At 61.0% G+C, this 18,203-nt stretch carries 17 protein-coding genes; 10 read left to right on the plus strand and 7 right to left on the minus strand.

From position 1 onward, the window contains the following. Positions 1 to 13: 13 nt before the first annotated feature. From cysE to RTCIAT899_RS15305, 3 genes are all read left to right on the plus strand, one after another. Positions 14 to 829: a serine O-acetyltransferase gene (gene cysE, locus RTCIAT899_RS15295; protein WP_041677981.1), complete on the plus strand. Its 816-nt coding sequence runs from the start codon at positions 14 to 16 to the stop codon at positions 827 to 829. A 318-nt stretch (positions 830 to 1,147) separates the two neighbouring features. Then, on the plus strand, positions 1,148 to 2,776 hold the full coding sequence (locus RTCIAT899_RS15300) for a phospholipase C (RefSeq protein ID WP_015341145.1): 1,629 nt from the start codon (positions 1,148 to 1,150) through the stop codon (positions 2,774 to 2,776). 19 nt (positions 2,777 to 2,795) lie between these two features. Next, positions 2,796 to 4,172 (plus strand): cytochrome-c peroxidase, encoded by a 1,377-nt coding sequence (locus RTCIAT899_RS15305; RefSeq protein ID WP_015341146.1) that lies wholly within the window; start codon positions 2,796 to 2,798, stop codon positions 4,170 to 4,172. 57 nt (positions 4,173 to 4,229) lie between these two features. On the opposite strand, the gene RTCIAT899_RS15310 is transcribed toward RTCIAT899_RS15305, so the two are convergent. Together RTCIAT899_RS15310 and odc2 are read right to left on the minus strand one after the other, a co-directional pair. Then, positions 4,230 to 4,820 (minus strand): GNAT family N-acetyltransferase, encoded by a 591-nt coding sequence (locus tag RTCIAT899_RS15310; RefSeq protein ID WP_015341147.1) that lies wholly within the window; start codon positions 4,818 to 4,820, stop codon positions 4,230 to 4,232. Between the two features lie 113 nt (positions 4,821 to 4,933). Further along, complete coding sequence (odc2, locus tag RTCIAT899_RS15315; RefSeq protein ID WP_015341148.1) at positions 4,934 to 6,067, minus strand: ornithine/lysine decarboxylase; 1,134 nt, start codon at positions 6,065 to 6,067, stop codon at positions 4,934 to 4,936. A 528-nt stretch (positions 6,068 to 6,595) separates the two neighbouring features. Between odc2 and RTCIAT899_RS15320 the strand changes: the two genes are divergently transcribed. From RTCIAT899_RS15320 to RTCIAT899_RS15330, 3 genes are all read left to right on the plus strand, one after another. Next, entirely contained in the window at positions 6,596 to 7,489 is an 894-nt protein-coding gene (locus tag RTCIAT899_RS15320) for a LysR family transcriptional regulator (protein ID WP_015341149.1), read from the plus strand. 90 nt (positions 7,490 to 7,579) lie between these two features. After that, entirely contained in the window at positions 7,580 to 8,239 is a 660-nt protein-coding gene (locus RTCIAT899_RS15325; protein ID WP_041677982.1) for a DUF1007 family protein, read from the plus strand. Then, the gene (locus tag RTCIAT899_RS15330) at positions 8,233 to 9,345 is read left to right on the plus strand and encodes a nickel/cobalt transporter (protein WP_015341151.1); all 1,113 of its coding nucleotides are present in this window, start codon (positions 8,233 to 8,235) and stop codon (positions 9,343 to 9,345) included. The genes RTCIAT899_RS15325 and RTCIAT899_RS15330 overlap by 7 nt, the downstream gene beginning before the upstream one ends. 38 nt (positions 9,346 to 9,383) lie before the next feature. On the opposite strand, the gene RTCIAT899_RS15335 is transcribed toward RTCIAT899_RS15330, so the two are convergent. From RTCIAT899_RS15335 to RTCIAT899_RS15345, 3 genes are all read right to left on the minus strand, one after another. After that, entirely contained in the window at positions 9,384 to 9,599 is a 216-nt protein-coding gene (locus tag RTCIAT899_RS15335) for a hypothetical protein (RefSeq protein WP_015341152.1), read from the minus strand. An 81-nt stretch (positions 9,600 to 9,680) separates the two neighbouring features. Then, entirely contained in the window at positions 9,681 to 10,394 is a 714-nt protein-coding gene (locus tag RTCIAT899_RS15340; RefSeq protein ID WP_015341153.1) for a tellurite resistance TerB family protein, read from the minus strand. 133 nt (positions 10,395 to 10,527) lie between these two features. Next, positions 10,528 to 11,166, minus strand: coding sequence for a 2-dehydro-3-deoxy-phosphogluconate aldolase (locus RTCIAT899_RS15345; RefSeq protein ID WP_015341154.1), 639 nt, complete (start codon positions 11,164 to 11,166; stop codon positions 10,528 to 10,530). Positions 11,167 to 11,326: 160 nt separating this feature from the next. Between RTCIAT899_RS15345 and RTCIAT899_RS15350 the strand changes: the two genes are divergently transcribed. Both RTCIAT899_RS15350 and RTCIAT899_RS15355 read left to right on the plus strand, forming a co-directional pair. Then, positions 11,327 to 11,812, plus strand: coding sequence for a CYTH domain-containing protein (locus RTCIAT899_RS15350; protein WP_015341155.1), 486 nt, complete (start codon positions 11,327 to 11,329; stop codon positions 11,810 to 11,812). Beyond that, positions 11,790 to 12,701 (plus strand): CHAD domain-containing protein, encoded by a 912-nt coding sequence (locus tag RTCIAT899_RS15355; protein ID WP_015341156.1) that lies wholly within the window; start codon positions 11,790 to 11,792, stop codon positions 12,699 to 12,701. The genes RTCIAT899_RS15350 and RTCIAT899_RS15355 overlap by 23 nt, the downstream gene beginning before the upstream one ends. Positions 12,702 to 12,754: 53 nt before the next feature. On the opposite strand, the gene RTCIAT899_RS15360 is transcribed toward RTCIAT899_RS15355, so the two are convergent. Then, positions 12,755 to 14,269 carry an FAD-dependent oxidoreductase gene (locus RTCIAT899_RS15360; RefSeq protein ID WP_015341157.1) on the minus strand — a complete coding sequence of 505 codons (1,515 nt, stop codon included), beginning with the start codon at positions 14,267 to 14,269 and terminating at the stop codon, positions 12,755 to 12,757. Between the two features lie 49 nt (positions 14,270 to 14,318). Here RTCIAT899_RS15360 and RTCIAT899_RS15365 point away from each other — a divergent pair, with 49 nt between their 5' ends. Further along, positions 14,319 to 14,804 carry a MarR family winged helix-turn-helix transcriptional regulator gene (locus RTCIAT899_RS15365; protein WP_015341158.1) on the plus strand — a complete coding sequence of 162 codons (486 nt, stop codon included), beginning with the start codon at positions 14,319 to 14,321 and terminating at the stop codon, positions 14,802 to 14,804. Positions 14,805 to 14,926: 122 nt separating this feature from the next. After that, positions 14,927 to 15,868, plus strand: a complete 942-nt coding sequence (trhO, locus tag RTCIAT899_RS15370) for an oxygen-dependent tRNA uridine(34) hydroxylase TrhO (protein WP_041677983.1) — start codon at positions 14,927 to 14,929, stop codon at positions 15,866 to 15,868. Between the two features lie 62 nt (positions 15,869 to 15,930). Here the strand turns inward: trhO and RTCIAT899_RS15375 are convergent, their stop codons facing one another. Further along, positions 15,931 to 18,141 carry a putative bifunctional diguanylate cyclase/phosphodiesterase gene (locus tag RTCIAT899_RS15375; protein ID WP_015341160.1) on the minus strand — a complete coding sequence of 737 codons (2,211 nt, stop codon included), beginning with the start codon at positions 18,139 to 18,141 and terminating at the stop codon, positions 15,931 to 15,933. Positions 18,142 to 18,203 lie beyond the last annotated feature (62 nt).

Below are 18,203 nucleotides of genomic sequence, written 5' to 3' on the forward strand. Positions count from 1 at the left end.
GAAAGACAGGATCATGCCTCAGTCAGGAACGGCAATCGCCGAAAATTCTCCTGCCCTAGCAGAAAACGTCTGGGACGTGATCCGCTGCGAAGCCGCCGAGCTTGCTGCGCGCGAGCCGACGCTCGCTCCTCTGCTGCAGACGCAATTGCTTGGCGGAACCTCTGATGCTGAAAGCCTTGCCAACGTCCTGGCGGCACGGCTCTGCGTCGTCAGGATCGAGCACGGCGACATGCTGTCGCTGCTGTCCGACGTGCTGGCGCGATATCCTGCCATCCTGCAGGCGACCGAAGCGGATCTCGTTGCCGTGCGGACGCGCGACCCCGCCTGCACCACCTATCTGCATGCGCTTCTGAACCTGAAGGGCTTCCATGCTCTGCAGACGCACCGCATCGCCCATGCGCTCTGGACGGAGGGCCGCAGGGAAATCGCAAGCTGGCTTGCCAACCTCGTCTCGCTCGTCTTCGGCCCGGATATCCATCCCGCCGCGAAGATCGGCACCTCGATCATGCTCGACCACGGCTCCGGCATCGTCATCGGCGAAACCGCCGTCATCGAGGATGAGGTCTCCATCCTGCAGAACGTCACGCTCGGCGGCACGGGCAAGGAAAGCGGCGACCGCCACCCGAAAATCCGCCACGGTGTGATGATCGGTGCCGGCGCCAAGATCCTCGGCAACATCGAAGTCGGCGCCTTCAGCAAGGTTGCCGCGGGCAGCGTCGTGGTGAAGCCCGTGCCGCCGCACTGCACCGTTGCAGGCGTACCCGCCGTGGTCGTCCGTATCCATCGCGCCGACGAGATACCGGCCGAGACGATGGATCAGAATATCTGATTTCACCTGAATGAAGGACTGTGGCCACCTCGTGGTTCGAGGCATCGCCGTTTTCGCTGCGAGGCACGCAAGATCAGCCCGCTGGCAGTCCGTGACATAAGGTAGCACCGAAAACGCTCCGCACGGGCGTCTCGTACCGTTCTGCATCCAGCATAGCAGAATCAAGTGCTTACCGGAGATGCCATATCAGCGGCGGAATCGCTTGCCCCGCACTCTTCACGGAACCGTCATACTCCATTGATAGCTCGAAAGGGTTCTCTATGCCCGGCGTGGCGCAAATGCGCCGGAGCAATGCCCCCACCCGAAGAGGATATGACGATGACCAGTCTTTCACGGCGCGCCGCCCTTGCAACCGGCAACGCGCTTGGCCTTGTTTTGCTCTGTTCCACCGCCGGTGCTGCTGACGTAAGCCCGGCACCGAATACCGCGACCCCCATCAAGCATCTCGTCGTGATCTTCCAGGAAAACGTCTCCTTCGACCATTATTTCGCGACCTATCCCAAGGCTGCAAATGTCGATGGCGAACCGGCGTTCAAGGCGGCCGACAACACGCCGACGGATATCAACACGCTTACTAATGCCGGCCTTCTCGACAACAACCCGAACAAGACCAACACGGCAAACGGCGCCGATGCCGCAGCCCCTTTCCGGCTCGACCGCACGCAGGCGGCAACCCAGTCGCAGAACCATGGCTATACCGCCGAACAGGCCGCCTACAACAACTTCGCCATGGACCTTTTCCCGGCCAATACCGGCCGTGGCACCAAGGGTGCTGCCGGTGCCTTCGGCACCAAGGGGCAGGTCATGGGCTATTATGACGGCAACACCGTCACCGCCCTCTGGAATTATGCCCAGCATTACGCGCTGAACGACAATTCCTTCTCCACCAATTTCGGCCCCTCGACCCCCGGCGCGCTGAACCTGATTTCCGGCCAAACCAACGGCGCCATCCTGCCGCCCGGCTATACGCTGGAAAGCGATGGCACCTATTCGAAGGGGCGCATCGTGCCCGACGGCAATGGCGGCTGGACTGCAATCAGCGACTTCGATCCCACCGGCGATGTCTGCTCGGTCGGCCAGACGGCCCTGATGTATGGTAAGAATATCGGCGACATGCTGAACGAGCACAAGATCACCTGGGGCTTCTTCGAAGGCGGCTTCGACCTCTCGCTGACCAACCCCGACGGCACGACCGGCTGCAAGCGCGCGACTACGTCGACAGTCACCAAGGTCAACTACGCCGACTACATTCCGCATCACCAGCCGTTCCAATATTATGCTTCGACCGCCAACCCGACGCATGCGCGCCCGTCTTCCATGGCGGCGATCGGCACGACGGATGCGGCAAACCATCAATACGACATGACCGACTTCTATGCGGCTCTGAAGAACGGCAATATGCCGACGATCAGCTTCCTGAAGGCGCCCGCCTATCAGGATGGCCATGCCGGATATTCCGACCCGCTCGATGAGCAGGAATTCGTCACACAGGTGGTCAACACCGTGCAGAATTCGCCGGATTGGAAGGACACCGCGATCATCCTTCTCTACGACGATTCCGACGGCTGGTATGACCATGCCCATGCTGTCGTCAATCCGTCGAAAATCCCCGTCAAAGGCTATGACGTGCTGAGCGGCGACAGCTGCTCGACCGGTACCCCGATGCCTGGCGTCAACGGCCAGCCGGCGCAGGGACGCTGCGGCTATGGCACCCGCCAGCCGCTGCTGGTCATCTCGCCCTACGCCAAGGTCAACTTCGTCGATCACACGCTGACGGACCAAACCTCCGTCATGCGCTTCATCGAAGACAACTGGATGGCCGGCGCCCGCCTCGGCGGCGGCTCCTTCGATGTGCTCTCGGGCCCGCTGAACAATATGTTCGACTGGTCCAAGGGTGACGCGCCGAAACTGACCCTCGATCCGAAGACCGGCAATCTGGCATCGTAAAACCATAAGGGAGACGGAAATGCCCCTGACCTACCGCCGTCTCCTGCCGCTCCTCGCACTCGCGGGCCTGTCGCTCACGGGTGCGGCTGTCGGCATGGCAAGCGAACCGGCGACCAGTGCTTCGGCGACCGACGACTATGACGACCAGGCGCCGCTCAGCGCGGTGGCGCAGCTCGGCAAAAAGCTGTTCTTCGATCCCTCGCTCTCGGGCGGCGGCCAGATGTCTTGCGCCACGTGCCATGATCCGGCCAACCACTATGCGCCGGCCAACGGTCTTGCCGTGCAGCTCGGCGGCTTGCACCTTGACCAGCCCGGCATCCGCGCCGTGCCCAGCCTCGCCTACAAGATGTCGACCCCATCCTTCTCGATCGGCGAGGAAAGTGCTGCCGACGAAGCTGCGGAAGCCTCGCCGATGACGGAGGCCTCCGGCGTGGCTCTGGCCAATGCCCCCGCCGTCACCAGTCCGCTGACGGCACAGGCCGTCGTCAAGGCCGATGCAGCAGCGGCCAATCTCGTGCCGCAGGGCGGCATGTTCTGGGATGGACGTGTCGATTCGCTGGAAGAACAAGCCCTGCAGCCGATGATCTCGCCCTTCGAAATGGCGAATGCCGATGTGGCCACCGTCTATACCAAGGTGACGAAGGGATACGGCAAGGATATTTCGGCGCTCTTCGGCGACAATATCCTCAACGATCAGGACATGACGATCTCCGAGATCGGCTTCGCGCTTGCCCGCTACCAGATCGAGGATCGCTCCTTCCACCCATATACGAGCAAATACGATTATTATCTGCGCGGCAAGGCAGTCCTGACGGATGCGGAAGCGCGGGGTCTGAAGCTCTTCGACGATGCGAACAAGGGCAATTGTGCCTCCTGTCATCTCGACAAGATGACCGGCGATGGGCAGATGCCTAACTTCACCGATTTCGAATTCGAGGCGCTCGGCGCACCGCGCAATCCGACGATTCCGGCCAATGCCGATGCGCATTATTTCGACACCGGCATTTGCGGCCCGTTGCGCAGCGACGCCTATTCCGCCCAACAGCAGAATTGCGGGCTGTTCAAGACGCCGACGCTGCGCAATGTCGCTACCCGCCACGTTTTCTTCCACAATGGCGTCTACCGCACACTGGAGGATGTCACCCGCTTCTACGTCAAGCGCGATACCAATCCGGAGGAGATCTATCCGAAGGATGCGAGCGGCAAGGTGCTGAAATATGATGATCTGCCGGCGCAGTATCGGGCAAATATCGATGTCAGCGACGCGCCGATGAACCGCAAGCCCGGCGATGCCCCTGCCCTGAACGATGCCGAGATCGCCGATATCGTCGCCTTCCTGAAAACGCTGACGGATGGATACGACCCGACGAAGGACAACGTGAAGGCAGCCAAATAAAAAGGCCTCCGTCCGGACGGGCGGAAGCCTTATGATACTTCGGGATCTTCGGGCGCTTTACGCAGCCTTTGCTATCGGCGGCTGGGCCAGTTTGCGGCCGCTGGCGACGATCATGCCGGCGGCACTATCGAGCCAGCCCTCCTTGAGCTCGAGAGCCAGGAAACGATCGCGCTGAAACGGACCCGGCATGACAAGATGGCGCGTCTTTGCGGCAAAGAAGCCGAAGCGCTCGTAGTAAGGCGCATCGCCGACGAGCAGGATCGCGCCATGACCGCGCTTCTTGGCTTCCAGGATGGCGGCGCGCATCAGCGCCGAGCCGATGCCCTTGCCTTCATAGGCGGGATCGATCGCCAACGGACCGAGCAGCAGCGCATCGACCGGACGCGTCTCGCGATCGACGCCGGCTTCGACGTTCCAGAGGCGAACCGTGCCGATAACATGGCCGGCGCGATCACGCGCGACCAGTGCCAAGCCCTCAGCCGGAACGCGGCCCTGGCGCAGCTTTTCGGACGACTTCTTGCGGCGGTCGGGACCCATGGCGCGATCCAGCAGGTTTTCGCGCGCAACGACATCGCCTGCATTTTCCAGGTCGAGAGTGAATGTGGACGGCGCAAAGAATGCGCGGACAGAATCAAGAACAGCGGCCATCTCGGCCTCCCGTGCCCAATACCGTTATCAGCGGTGGTGACGAACTATTGTGAGGGTGCCGCCCCGGCTGGCTACGGGGGCAGCTTTGTCGAACTTCAGATCCTGAGGGGACCTTAGATGATGTAGGCCTTCAGCGGATCGAAGCCGTTGAACGCCACAGCCGAGTAGGTCGTGGTGTAGGCGCCGGTGCCTTCGATCAGGACCTCGTCGCCGATGGTGAGCGACACCGGCAGCGGATAGAGGTTCTTCTCATAGAGCACGTCGGCCGAATCGCAGGTCGGGCCGGCGATCACGCATGGCTCCATCTCGTCGCCGTCGCGCGTCGTGCGGATCGGATAGCGGATCGCTTCGTCCATGGTTTCGGCCAGACCGCCGAACTTGCCGATGTCGAGGAAGACCCAGCGAGCGGCGTCGTTGTCCGACTTCTTGGAAATCAGGACGACTTCAGCCTTGATCACGCCGGCATTGCCGACCATGCCGCGGCCCGGCTCGATGATCGTGTGCGGGATCTGGTTGCCGAAATGGGCGCGCAGAGATGCAAAGATCGCCTTGCCATAGGCCTCCGCCGACGGAACGTCGCGCAGGTACTTGGTCGGGAAACCACCGCCCATGTTGACCATCTGCAGGTGGATGCCCTGCTTGGCGAGCGAGACGAAGACGCGCTTGGCATCGGCAAGGGCATCGTCCCAGGCGTCGACCTTGGTCATCTGCGAGCCGACATGGAAAGACACGCCGTAGGATTCCAGACCCAGCTGATGCGCGTAGACGAGAACGTCGACGGCCATCTGCGGGACGCAGCCGAACTTGCGCGACAGCGGCCATTCAGCGCCTTCGCCATCCGTCAGGACGCGGCAGAACACGCGGGCGCCGGGCGCGGCACGCGAAATCTTCTCGACTTCCTCATGGCTGTCGACGGCGAAAAGGTTGATACCGAGCGCATGCGCACGGGCGATATCGCGCTCCTTCTTGATGGTGTTGCCGTAGGAGATACGCTGAGCGGTCGCGCCGGCATCGAGCGCCATTTCGATTTCGGCGACGGACGCGCAATCGAAGTTGGAGCCGAGGCTTGCGAGCAGGCGCAGCACTTCCGGAGCCGGGTTGGCCTTGACGGCATAGTAGATGGCGCTGTCCGGCATGGCATGACGGAAGGCGTGAAAATTGTCGCGGACGACATCGAGATCGACCACCAGGCAAGGACCGTCCGGACGTCGGGTAGCGAGGAAATCGCGAATACGTTGCGTGGTCATGTCAATTCCCTTTCAATTCCAAAGGCTCCGGGGAAAACCCAGAGGACAAAGGGCGACGCTCACTCGCTCAGGAACCAGCCGGTGGAGACCCCGGTACCGTGCAAATGCGCGAAGCGCGGATGATGAACGAGTGCCGCAAGCGGCGCTAATTCGCTTTGTCTGCCATGGATTGGAGGGAATATCCCAACCGCACTTCCGGCAATGAAGGTGTGCCTCTTCAGTATCCCCGGCTGATGGAAAGCCGGGAGAGAACAAAAAGGCCCGCACCGTCGTTGCTTCAGATGTCCTCGCATTTTTCGGTTGGCCGAAATAGCGACTGGAGGGGTTAGTTCCAGGTACCTTACCGATTTTCTCACCACATCGAGGATCGGCGGACACCCACGGGCACGTGCGACTTTGGGCTGATCGGGAAATAGGAATATTCGCCGTAATAATCAAGAAATTTTTTCAGCCATACCCGAAAAAAATAATTGAACAAATCAAAGCATTTTGTTCAACATCCGGAAACAGTTAGCGGGAGGCTTCACCATGGACACTTTGACCCGGATTCGCGCCTTTATCGACGTGGTCGAAGCCGAAGGATTTTCAGCGGCTGCGCGCAAGACCGGCCGCTCCAAGGCACTGCTGTCGAAATATGTTCGCGAACTGGAAGACGAGCTGGGCGCGCTGCTCTTGAACCGCACCACGCGTCAGTTCTCCATGACGGAGGCCGGCCATACCTATTATCGCACCGCCTCCGATATCCTGAAGGAGATCGACAATCTCGCCGACCTCGTGCGCGAGAACAATCAGCAGCTCAAAGGGCGGCTGCGTGTTTCCGTGCCGCGCACATTCGTCGACGCCGATGTTGGACAGTCGCTGATCGATTTTGCCAAGGAGAATCCCGATCTCTCGCTGGAGATCGCCGCCGACGACCGTTTCGTCGATCTGATCGAGGAAGGCTTCGATGTCGCCGTGCGCATCACCAAGCTTGAAGACTCCGGCATGATCGCCCGCAAGATCTCCGATTTCCGTGTTCATCTCTGCGCAACCGAGGCATTTCTTCAGCGCTATCCAACGCTCGAACATCCGACCGATCTCGCGCGCATTCCCTTCATCATCGATACCAACACCCGCTCGCAGGGCAATATCCGCTTCGTGGATGCCGACAGCACCACGTTCAACGTCGCCATCAATGGCACGCTCGAGGTCAACAGCCCGCATGCGACGCTGCGCGCGGCTCTCGCCGATCTCGGCGTCGCCATCGTCCCGGATTTCATCGGCCGCAAGGCGATCGAAAGCGGCCAGCTGCTGACGCTGTTCAACGACTATCTGCCAACCGATCGCGGCATCTATGCCGTCTATCCACATCGCCGCTATCTCCCGGCAAAGGTGCGTATCTTTGTGGACTACTTGCACAACTGGTTCCGCAAGAACGGCTGAACGGGCAAGGTTGTCGGGCCGGTCCCAATTCCGTCTCATTTTCTGACCAGAAAACGAAGTGAATCAATGCTCGCGAAACCCATCGGACGCATGAGAAAATCCACGACCGCCTATGCTGTTGCCCTCACCGGCGGCCTATTGCTTGCGCCGGCCGCAGCATCGGCGCATCCGCATATTTTCGTGGAAGCCCGTCTGGAAGTGCTGGCCGGCGCGGATGGCAATGTGCAGGAACTGCGCAACGTCTGGCGGTTCGACGAAGTGTTCTCCTCCTCCGTCCTCATGGATTTCGACAAGAACACCAATCTGAAACTCGATCCCGACGAGCTGAAGGAAGTCGGCAAGACGGTGCGCGAGTCTCTGGCGGACTACGATTATTATGCGAACCTGACGCTCAACGGCAAAGTGATCAAGGTGAACAAGCCCGATGTCATCAATGTCGACTTCCGCGATGGCCAGCTCCTGATGTTCTTCGCCGTCAAGCCGGCCGAGCCGATGCCGCTCGCCAAGGGCAACAAGCTGAGCTTCGGCATTTACGACCCGACGCTCTATACCTCCATCGATTTCCCGAGCGACAATGAACTGGTGACCGAGGGCGATGCCTTCAAAAGCTGCACGCATAAGGTTGTCCGGCCCAATCCGGATGAAGTCATTGCCGAGAACAAGTCCACCTTGACGGATGCCTTCTTCAACGATCCGACGGGAACGACCATGTCGAAGCTCTTTGCAACGCGGATAGATGTGCAATGCTGATTTCGCGACCAGGAAAGCTCGTTCCGGCTGTAATGCTCGCGCTTCTCGCGGCTGCCGGCCTTGCCCATGCCGCCGGCTCGCCGCTCGGCATTGGCACCGCCGAGCCGAGCTTCCAGCCGATGGGCGGACCGCTGGCGCCGATCTTCCTCTATGTGAACTATGAGCAGCAGGCCTTCTATCGCGCGCTCACCAAATCCATCGAAGCCATGCGCCAGGACCCCTGGCAGCTCTGGACGCTGATCGGTCTCTCCTTTGCCTATGGCATCTTCCATGCCGCCGGCCCCGGCCACGGCAAGGCGGTGATTTCTTCCTACATGGTCGCCAATGAGATCGAGCTGAAACGCGGCATCGGGATTTCCTTCGTCTCCGCGCTCATTCAGGGGCTCGTTGCCGTCCTCGTCGTCGGCGCCGCCTACTTCGTCCTGCGCGGTTCCGGCATCACCATGACGATGGCGACCAACGCCATGGAGATCACCAGTTTCGTCATGGTCATCCTGTTTGGCAGCTGGCTCTTGTTCCGCAAGCTGCGGGCGATGATGCAGAGCCGGGCGCAGCGTCAGGACATGCAGCTTGCTATGTCGGCCGGCCCAATCAGCCTCTCGCTGTTCGAGGGAGCCGCAACGGGCACGGATTCGGCAAGAGGTTTTGTTCGCAGCAGCGCCGCCGTGCCCGCTGCCAGCGGCTATCAATGCTATGATCCCGCCCATACGACCGGTGACGGCGCTTACTGCGAGACCTGCGGCCACGCCCATCTTCCCGATCCGAAGATGCTGTCGAACGAAAAGTTCAGCGCTCGCGAAGCCTGGTCCGCGATCGCCGCAGTCGGCCTGCGCCCCTGCTCGGGCGCACTGCTGGTCATGACCTTTTCGATGCTGAACGGGCTCTATCTCGGCGGGCTGCTATCGGTCCTCGCCATGTCCATCGGCACGGCGCTCACCGTCTCGCTGCTCGCCATCATCGCCGTCTTCGCGAAAGGCACCGCCGTCCGTGTCACCGGCAAGGGCTCGAGACTTTCGGCTTGGGTGAGCAACGGCATCGAAATCCTCGGCGCGCTGCTCGTCATCGGCACAGGCGTCATCCTGCTCGGCGCCTCGCTGCAGAATTGAGCGATTTTCGAGAGTTCGGGAGAGCCTTACGTTAGAGTTTACGGCCTATTGCGACGCTGGTAGCGCGCCCGCATCCAGAACACAAAGAAGAAGGCCAGGATGACGAGCACGCCGAAACCCGTGCCGAGCCATGGCGAGATCGAGCCGAGCCAGACGATGACATTCGGCATCAGGTAAAGCACGGCTGTCGCGACCAACAGAATAACGCCGGCTGCAATTGCCGCCGAGCGGGTTTCGCTTTTCTTGTCCGTCAATGTAGCCATCCTTGACGCCCTGACATGAGTTCCGGCGAAGGCTTAGGCCAGCTGCCGATCAAAGGCAACCGGCCCTGTCAGTCAGAGCTGAACTTTGGCGCCCGCAACCGTCGCTTCGATATGATCGACCAGGGCGTCGGCTAGGCCGAGCCTTCCAGCCAGCAGATCGAGATAACCGCGCTCGGCCCGCGAATCCGGCTCGATCGCCAGTCGCGACGCGGTATAGACCTGCACGCCCTGCTCTTCCGTCTTCGCCGAGGCGACGATGGCGTCGAGATCGACGGGATTGGCAAGTTCGCGCTGGAAGAAGGCTTCCGCCTCGGCTCCGACACCGGCCTCCTGCACTTTGCCGAGGATGCGCTGGCGTTCGGAATCGTCGATATGGCCATCGGCGCGGGCGGCGGCGATCATGGCACGCACCAGGGAAAGCGCAAAATCATTGCTGGCAATCGCCGGCGACGTGCTGAAACCGGAATCTGACGGCGGCGGCAGGAACTGCGGCTCGGCCTGCGGGGCCGATTGCGGCGCCGGCTGCGGCTGATTGCCATCGCGATAATTCTTGTAGGCTTGATAGCCGAGGCCTGCGATGGCGGCGAGACCGCCAAGCGTCAGCGCATTGCCCGCGATCTGACGCCCGGTCTTCGTTCCCAACAGCACCCCGGCAATCGCGCTGGTCGCCATGGGATTGTCCCTGGCGAGGTTGATGGCCTGGGTGGCCCTGTCTTTCACGGTTCCTTGCACGCCTGGAACCTGCGATCCCAGAAATTGGTCAAGAAGCTTGCGGGCGTCGATCATATGGATGGTCCTCCGTCCTTGTGATGGTGAAGGGGAGATAGGAAGCGCAACCGCAAATACCAATCCACATCATGCAAAAAGGCGCGCGGAAAGCTCCTCGCGCCTTTGAAATCGAATTCGATAGGCTCGGGTCTCAGCCCTTGAGCGCTGCGGCCTCTGCGGCGAGCTTGGTGATCCCGGCCCAGTCGCCTGATGCCACCAGCTCCTTTGGCGCAACCCAGGAGCCGCCGACACAGATCACGTTTGGCAGCGACAGGTAGTCGTGGGCGTTCTTCAGCGAGATGCCGCCGGTCGGGCAGAAGACCGTGCCAGCGAGCGGCGACGACAGAGCCTTGAGATAGGAAGCACCGCCAGCCTGCTCGGCCGGGAAGAACTTGAGCACCGTATAGCCCTCTTCGCGCAGCGCCATGACTTCGCTGGCCGTTGCGGCACCCGGCAGCAGCGGCACATGCGAGCCGCGCGCAGCATCGAGCAGTTCCTGCGTCGTGCCGGGGCTGACGATGAACTTGGAACCGGCTTCGACGGCCGCGTCCCACTGGCTGACATTGAGGATCGTACCGGCGCCGACTTCGGCACCCTCGACTTCTTCGGCGACAGCCCGGATCGCATCGAGCGCGCCGGCGGTGCGCAGCGTGATCTCGATGGCCTTCAGGCCTCCGGCGACGAGCGCCCGGGCGAGCGGCACGGCCGATTTCGCATCGTCGACGATCAGCACGGGAACGACGGGCTGCAGTTTCAGGATGGAAAGAAGCTTCTCGGTTTTCTCGCCCATGGTCGGTGCACTCCCTTTAAAACGATTGAAATCCGGCTTTCGAATAGCCTTCCCGAAGGTGCTTGTCGAGACAAAAGCTCGCTTTAAATACGACGGGTAGGAAATCCCGGCAACTTGCTATAGGCTATTCCAGTCTGTGCCAGTGGAGCATGTCAAACGCATGGCAAAAGAGATCGAGCGAAAGTTTCTGGTGCGCGGCGATCATTGGCGTGATTCCGTTTCGGAGCGGCTGATCCTGCGACAGGGATATATTGCCTCCATGGCAGACCGGTCCGTGCGCATACGGCTGACGAACGACACCAAGGCGACCTTGACGATCAAGATCGGCAAGGCAATGACCAGGGACGAATTCGAATATGAGATCCCCGTCGACGAGGCGGAGGAACTGCTGGAAACGGCGATCGGCCTCGTCATCGAGAAGACCCGCCACAAGGTGCAGTTCAAGGGCTTTACCTGGGAAGTGGATGTCTTCCGCGGCGCGCATCGCGGCCTCGTCATTGCCGAGGTGGAAATGGACGACGAAAGCGACAATCCGGAACTGCCGGACTGGATCGGACGTGAGGTGACAGGCGAATACCGCTATTCCAACCAGGCCCTCGCGACGCAGTTCGAACAGGAATATGATGAGCTATCGCATACGGCCTGACCGGGCTCTTGATGACGAGGTGCATAAGGCCGCGGCGCATCAACTCGGCAAGGCAATGGCCGTACTGACGGACAGGCCGCAGGGCCTGCACGAAGCGGTTCACACCGCCCGCAAGAATATCAAGCGCGTGCGGGCGCTCTACCGGTTGATAGCTCCCATCGCGCACCAATTTCAGCAGCGGGAAAATGACCGGCTTCGGAATGTAGCGCTCACGCTTTCCGGGGTGCGCGACGCAACCGCGTTGATCGAGATCAGCCATTATCTGCAGGCAACCGCTGCATCGGCGGAGGAACTGCATGCGCTGGCTCGCGTGAGCGATCTGCTGACCGCCAGACGCGACCGTATGGCGGAAGCCGAAACAGATCTCGAAGACAAGGCACGGGCAGCAGTCGCCACATGTGCGGAGGCACGTGAGGCATTGAAGGAAATATCCTTCAACTGCGGTCGCCGTGACACGGCGCGTCTTTTTCAGAAAAGTTGGCGCAAGAACGTCCGCAAGGCGCTGCGAGCGCTCTCCGAATGCCATGCGGAAGCGGCCCACATCGAGAGCTTTCATGATCTGCGCAAGCGCAGCCAGGACTACTGGATGCATCACATGCTACTGCGCGATGTCTGGCCGGCCGCCATGCACGCCAAGCAGCTGGAGGCCAAGGCCTTGGTCGACGTGCTCGGCCGCTATCTCGATATGTCGATATTGGCCGATGTCGCCGACCGCGAGCCGCATCTCTTCGAAAGAAACGATGATCACGCCCGCTTGCTGGAAGCAATCATTTCCCGACGGCAGAGCGCGCGCGAGGAAGCCCTGGACCGAGCTCGCTGGGTCTTCGCCGACAAGCCGGAGAGCGAGGCACGGACTATCAAGCGCCTCTGGCTGGAAGCGGCTGACTGACGGGGCTACGCGCCCGGCTAAGTCCGTTCGACCGGCGTGATCAGGCCGTTACTTCAAGCATGCCACGCATCAGCCGAACCAAGTCCAACTTGCGCGAGATAGCTTTCCAGCATCGCGATATCGTCAGCGGCAGCGATCGCGCCGATATATCCGTCTGGCCGCACGAGCACCCATTCGCCGGAGGAGAGAGCGTAGATGTCGCGAAGATAGCCCTCGGCATCGACCATATCGCCCGAGGAGCCGAAAGTATGAATATGCAGGCCCGCGCGCGGCGGCACCGATCCTCGCTGCACCCCGTAGCCGAGCAACGTCCAATGCGCGCCTTGGAACAGATCGAACAGCCGTTTCGGCTGGCCGGCAACGCCGCGGATCGGCGCGTCCGGGGCTCGGTCGCCGGCGGACAGGCGACCGCTGCGCCCAAGCGTTTCGAGCGCGAGCGAGGATGAAGGATAACCTATATCGAGTTGACGCACCTCGCGACCGCGCCGCATATTGCCCTGCTTCTGAGCATCGAGAAGCCTTGTCGACAGACCGAGCATCGCTGCCGCGATGGGCTGACGCTCCTCTTCGTAGCTGTCGAGCAGCTTATCGTCGGCTCCATGGACGGCTGCAGCCAGCTTCCATCCGAGATTATAGGCATCCTGCACGCTGGTATTGAGGCCCTGGCCGCCGGTCGGCGGATGAATGTGGGCGGCATCTCCGATGAGGAAGACGCGACCGACACGGTATCGATCGGCCAGACGCGCATTCATGTTGTAGGCCGACGACCACGACACGGATTGGATATGGATATCGTCGCGCTTGGTGCGCTCCGCCACCATGGCTTCGAGCCCTTCGGCAGAGTGGTCTATATCACCGTCAAGAGGGATCGGCCCCTGTATCTGGAACATCCCGGTCCCGGCGAGCGGGCAGAACATGATCTGCCGCGACATGTCGCCGTCGTTGAAGCGATGCCAGGCATCGCGCGTGAGACCGGTCAAAATGACATCGGCCACGATGGCGCGAACGCCGAGGGTCTTGCCCGGAAAGTCGATATCGAGGGCATGGCGAACGAAGCTGCGGCCGCCATCGGCGCCGACGAGCCAGCGCACGCGGAGAGTTTCCTCTCCTGCCCTGCCCGCGAGACGCGCCGTCACGCCGCTCGGGTCCTGCTCGAAACCAACCAGTTCGCAGCCGAATTGCGGCATGTGACCAAGCTCAAGCAACCTCTCGCGCATCACCTTTTCGGTCAGGAATTGCGGTATCATCAGCGGCAGATGATACGGCTCTGCCGGTGTCGGGTCCTCATGCTCGGTGATATCAGACTCGGTAAAACTGCCGTCGTCGCGATATCGTCGCTCGGACGGATAGAGGCCGCCGGCCGCGACGACCCGCTCGAGAATGCCGAGATCCTCGAAGATTTCCTGGGTTCGCGGCTGAATACCCTTGCCGCGCGAACCACGGAAAGGCCCTTCCATCTTTTCGATCAGACGGAAGGAAATTCCCCTCCTTGCCAAATCGATGGCCAGCGCCAGGCCGGCCGCGCCCGCACCGCAAATCAGCACATCGGCTGCAAATTGCTCTGTCATTTCCATCTCCATATGTGTAATATGCACATATTAAAAGAAAGGCGATGCAGTGTCAACAAAAAGCTTGCAAAATACACATATCAGCGGTCGGCTACGGGAACTCCATAGCGCGCTGGTCGAAATCGTCGGCGTCATGAACCGGCCTCAGCGCGATGAGGCGATGATCAAAGAGGCGGGCATCTCCCTCGACCGCGCACTGTTTTCCCTGTTGGTTTTGGTGGAACGGCTCGGCCCCATCGGCGTCGTCGAACTGGCCGATCGCGTCGGGCGCGACTACACCACCGTCAGCCGTCAGGTTGCGAAGATGGAGGCGCTTGGACTTATCAGCCGGCAGGAAAACGCGATAGACCGCCGCCTTCGCGAGGCCGCCATCACCGAACAGGGAAAGATGATGACCGATCGCATCGACGAGGCGCGCGAGAGGATCGCCCGGTCCATTTTCGCCAAATGGGATGACCAGGATATCGAGGACCTTGTGCGCCTCATGCGCAGGTTTGCCGACGACATCAAGGATGATGTGCCGCCTGCACGATAAGCTCATCTTGAAATGCCTTCCTTTGACGTCGTAGGTGACACCGATCGGGCAGAATGGCGAAGGCGCGGGCTGCGACGCAAATCCCGATTGCCTGAAAGCTCACAAAATTGTATTTCACCGGCATGACCGACATGCTTCCAGATCCACGGCGCGACGCGACCGGCGCATTCCTCGTTGCCGCGCTCTATCATTTCGTTTCCTTTCCGCGCTTCGAAAGCCTGCGCGAGCCGCTGCTTGCGCTCTGCGAGGAAAAGGGCGTGAAGGGCACGCTGCTGCTGGCACATGAAGGGATCAACGGCACGATCGCCGGCACGGATGCCGCCATCGGCGCCGTGCTCGCTTTCCTGCGCGCCCAGCCGGAATTTGCCGGGCTCGAGCACAAGGAAAGCCGCGCATCGAAAATGCCGTTCGTGCGCATGAAGGTGAAGCTGAAGAAAGAGATCGTCACCATGGGCGTCGAGGATATCGACCCCACCCAGGTTGTCGGCACCTATGTCGCGCCGAAGGACTGGAACGCGCTGATCTCCGACCCCGACACCATCGTCATCGATACACGCAACGACTACGAGACTGCCATCGGCGTCTTCAAGGGCGCGGTCGACCCGAAGACCAAGACCTTCCGCGAGTTTCCGGAATGGGTGCGCGACAATACCGGCCTGCACAACAAGCCAAAGATCGCCATGTACTGCACCGGCGGCATCCGCTGCGAGAAGGCGACCGCCTTCATGAAGCAGCAAGGCTTCGACGAGGTCTATCACCTCAAGGGCGGCATCCTGAAATATCTCGAGGAAGTGCCGGCGGAAGAGAGCCTATGGGAAGGCGCCTGCTTCGTCTTCGACGAGCGTGTCTCCGTCGAGCATGGCCTGAAGGAGGGCAAACACAAGCTCTGCCACGCCTGCCGCAACCCCATTACATCGGAAGAAGTGACCTCACCCTTTTACGAGGCCGGCGTCTCCTGCAGCCATTGCTATCATGAGCGCAGCGAAGAGGATCGCGAGCGTTACCGCGAAAGGCAGCGCCAGATCGCGCTCGCTCGCAAGCGTGGCCACGAGCATATCGGCTAAAGCATTTTCGGAGGAACTGTGCCGCGGCCTTCCTTGGGGAATGCGCCAATGTTCCACGCGTGTCAGGCAGCGGCGTGTTCTTCGTCCGGCGCGGTTGCCGTCTGTACCGCAAGCCGCTTGCTGATCTCGGCTTCCGGCATCGGCTTGCCGTGGAAATAGCCCTGCAGCTCGTCGCAACCGAAGCCCGCAAGCGCCCTTCCCTGCTCCTCGGTTTCTATCCCTTCGGCCGTGACGGGAATGTCGAGTGACCGGGCCAGCGCCACAGTCGCCTTCACCATCTCGCGGGCGCGGTTGTCTTCCAGCACATTCATCGTCAGCGAGCGATCGATCTTGATGCGGTCGAACCCGAATTGGCGCAGATAACCGATGGAGGAGAAACCCGATCCGAAGTCATCGAGCGCCACCTTGACGCCGAGCCTCTTCAACCGCTCGATCGACTGACGGGTACGCTCCGGATTTTGAATGATATAGCCTTCGGTGATTTCCAGCGTCACACGCTCGGCTTCGATTTCAGTACTGTTAAGCACGCTGCGGACATAATCGGCAAAGGCGGGATTGCGGAACTGGCCAGGCGAAACGTTGACGGCGACACGCAAATCCGGCCAGTGTCTTGCCGCCTCGCAGGCCTTGCGCAGGACGAGCAGGCCCAATGCCTCGATCAGGCCGCTGGTTTCCGCAATCGGAATGAAGGCTTCCGGCGAAATCGGCCCGTGACCGGGACGGTTCCACCGCACCAGCGCCTCGACGCCGATCATCTCGCAGCTCGATGCATCGACCAGCGGCTGATAGGCGAGCGTCAGTTCCTCCAACTCGATGGCACGGCGCAGATCGAGCTCCAGCGCATTGCGTTCCTCGCGATGGGCATCCATGGCGGTGTCGTAGCAGGTCATGCGGGCGCGGCCGGCTTCCTTGGCCTTGTACATGGCAAGATCGGCACGCCGCACCAATTCCTCCCTGTCGATACGACCTTCAGGCGAGCTTGCGATGCCGATACTGGCACCGACGACCACCACACGACGGCCGATTTCCAGCGGTTCGGCAAGGAAATCCAGGATCTGCTCAGCCAGGCGCAAGGCGGGAGCGTCATTGAGTTCCTTCGTCGGGAAGGCGATGGCGAACTCATCGCCACCAAGGCGCGCCAAGGCCGCCTGCGGCGGCACGAGCACCTTGAGCCCGGCAGCTACCGCGCGGATCAGCTGATCGCCGGTGCCATGCCCATAGGCATCGTTGATTTCCTTGAAGCCATCGAGGTCGAGGTAGAGAAGCAGGACATTGGTACCATCGGAGCGCGCCCGATCGACCAGACGATCCACATCGAGCCGCAACCCCTCACGGTTGAGGAGCCCGCTCAGCCGATCGCGAAGAGAAACCTGGCGCGCCTGAACCTCTTCCGCCCGCAGCCGGCGCCCCGCCATCAATCCCAGGATCAAAAGCACGACGAAGAACAGGCCCACGAGGCCGAGCGCTCCGAGAACCAGCGGGCGGACCTGCTGATAGCTCATATCCCCCGGCTGGCGCGAGCTCCACACCAGCCGCCCCAGCGACTTGCCGAGCGGATCGACGATGGAGACGGCGTATCGGGCCACGGTTTCCGGCGGCACCAGCCTCAAGCCGCTAATGACATAGGTATTGGAGAGCATCTTGATCCGGTTGGCATCGAGGTAACGGACGAGGATCAGATAGCGCCGGTGGCCTTCTGGCACCGGAATGCGACCGGATCTTTCGCGGATCGTCGCGGCACCGGCCGCCGCGATACCATCCCTGGTCATGATATAGCTCGAGGCTTCCGGCACCCCAGTCACACGCGTTGTTCGCGCCTGATCGACGAGCGCCCAGACCGCAGTGCCAAGGACCTCCTCGATGCTGCCAGTCAACGGTTGGCCATCGTGGTAAGCAACGATCGGCTTGTTGTTGTCTTCAACGATGACGGCAGTATCGAACAGCGCGCCGTTGGAGGAAATGTCGCCGTAATTACCGACGATCCAATTTTGATTATCGGTCCCATAGACACTTCGCGCCGCATCGTTGCGCGCTGAATGGTCATGCAGCGTCGCTTCCAGTTGTCCCTGAAAAGTCTTCAGTGCACCGACGGTCGTCTCCCAGGAGCGCTCGTCATCCAGCTTGTTGGAATAATCGGCAACGCGGCCGATCGCGGTAAGAACCATCAAGGTCACGACGGCAACAATCAATGCAAAGCAAACCAAAACGGCCGTCACGATGGAATGACGACCGATCTGTGTATTTTCGCGCAATGACCTGAAAGCTGCTCCCAACGCCTTTTCTCCTTGGCGAAGAAGTCTGCCGTCAGGTCTTCAATAAACGGTTAAGGCGAATT

Origin of the sequence: Rhizobium tropici CIAT 899 (assembly GCF_000330885.1) — a bacterium.
Lineage (GTDB): Bacteria > Pseudomonadota > Alphaproteobacteria > Rhizobiales > Rhizobiaceae > Rhizobium > Rhizobium tropici.

Bases quoted from the DNA above. Each gene is read 5' to 3' on its own strand.
- cysE (WP_041677981.1), top strand. From the start codon at position 14: ATGCCTCAGTCAGGAACGGCAATCGCCGAAAATTCTCCTGCCCTAGCA.
- RTCIAT899_RS15300 (WP_015341145.1), top strand. From the start codon at position 1,148: ATGACCAGTCTTTCACGGCGCGCCGCCCTTGCAACCGGCAACGCGCTT.
- RTCIAT899_RS15305 (WP_015341146.1), top strand. From the start codon at position 2,796: ATGCCCCTGACCTACCGCCGTCTCCTGCCGCTCCTCGCACTCGCGGGC.
- RTCIAT899_RS15310 (WP_015341147.1), bottom strand. From the start codon at position 4,820: ATGGCCGCTGTTCTTGATTCTGTCCGCGCATTCTTTGCGCCGTCCACA.
- odc2 (WP_015341148.1), bottom strand. From the start codon at position 6,067: ATGACCACGCAACGTATTCGCGATTTCCTCGCTACCCGACGTCCGGAC.
- RTCIAT899_RS15320 (WP_015341149.1), top strand. From the start codon at position 6,596: ATGGACACTTTGACCCGGATTCGCGCCTTTATCGACGTGGTCGAAGCC.
- RTCIAT899_RS15325 (WP_041677982.1), top strand. From the start codon at position 7,580: ATGAGAAAATCCACGACCGCCTATGCTGTTGCCCTCACCGGCGGCCTA.
- RTCIAT899_RS15330 (WP_015341151.1), top strand. From the start codon at position 8,233: ATGCTGATTTCGCGACCAGGAAAGCTCGTTCCGGCTGTAATGCTCGCG.
- RTCIAT899_RS15340 (WP_015341153.1), bottom strand. From the start codon at position 10,394: ATGATCGACGCCCGCAAGCTTCTTGACCAATTTCTGGGATCGCAGGTT.
- RTCIAT899_RS15345 (WP_015341154.1), bottom strand. From the start codon at position 11,166: ATGGGCGAGAAAACCGAGAAGCTTCTTTCCATCCTGAAACTGCAGCCC.
- RTCIAT899_RS15350 (WP_015341155.1), top strand. From the start codon at position 11,327: ATGGCAAAAGAGATCGAGCGAAAGTTTCTGGTGCGCGGCGATCATTGG.
- RTCIAT899_RS15355 (WP_015341156.1), top strand. From the start codon at position 11,790: ATGAGCTATCGCATACGGCCTGACCGGGCTCTTGATGACGAGGTGCAT.
- RTCIAT899_RS15360 (WP_015341157.1), bottom strand. From the start codon at position 14,269: ATGACAGAGCAATTTGCAGCCGATGTGCTGATTTGCGGTGCGGGCGCG.
- trhO (WP_041677983.1), top strand. From the start codon at position 14,927: ATGACCGACATGCTTCCAGATCCACGGCGCGACGCGACCGGCGCATTC.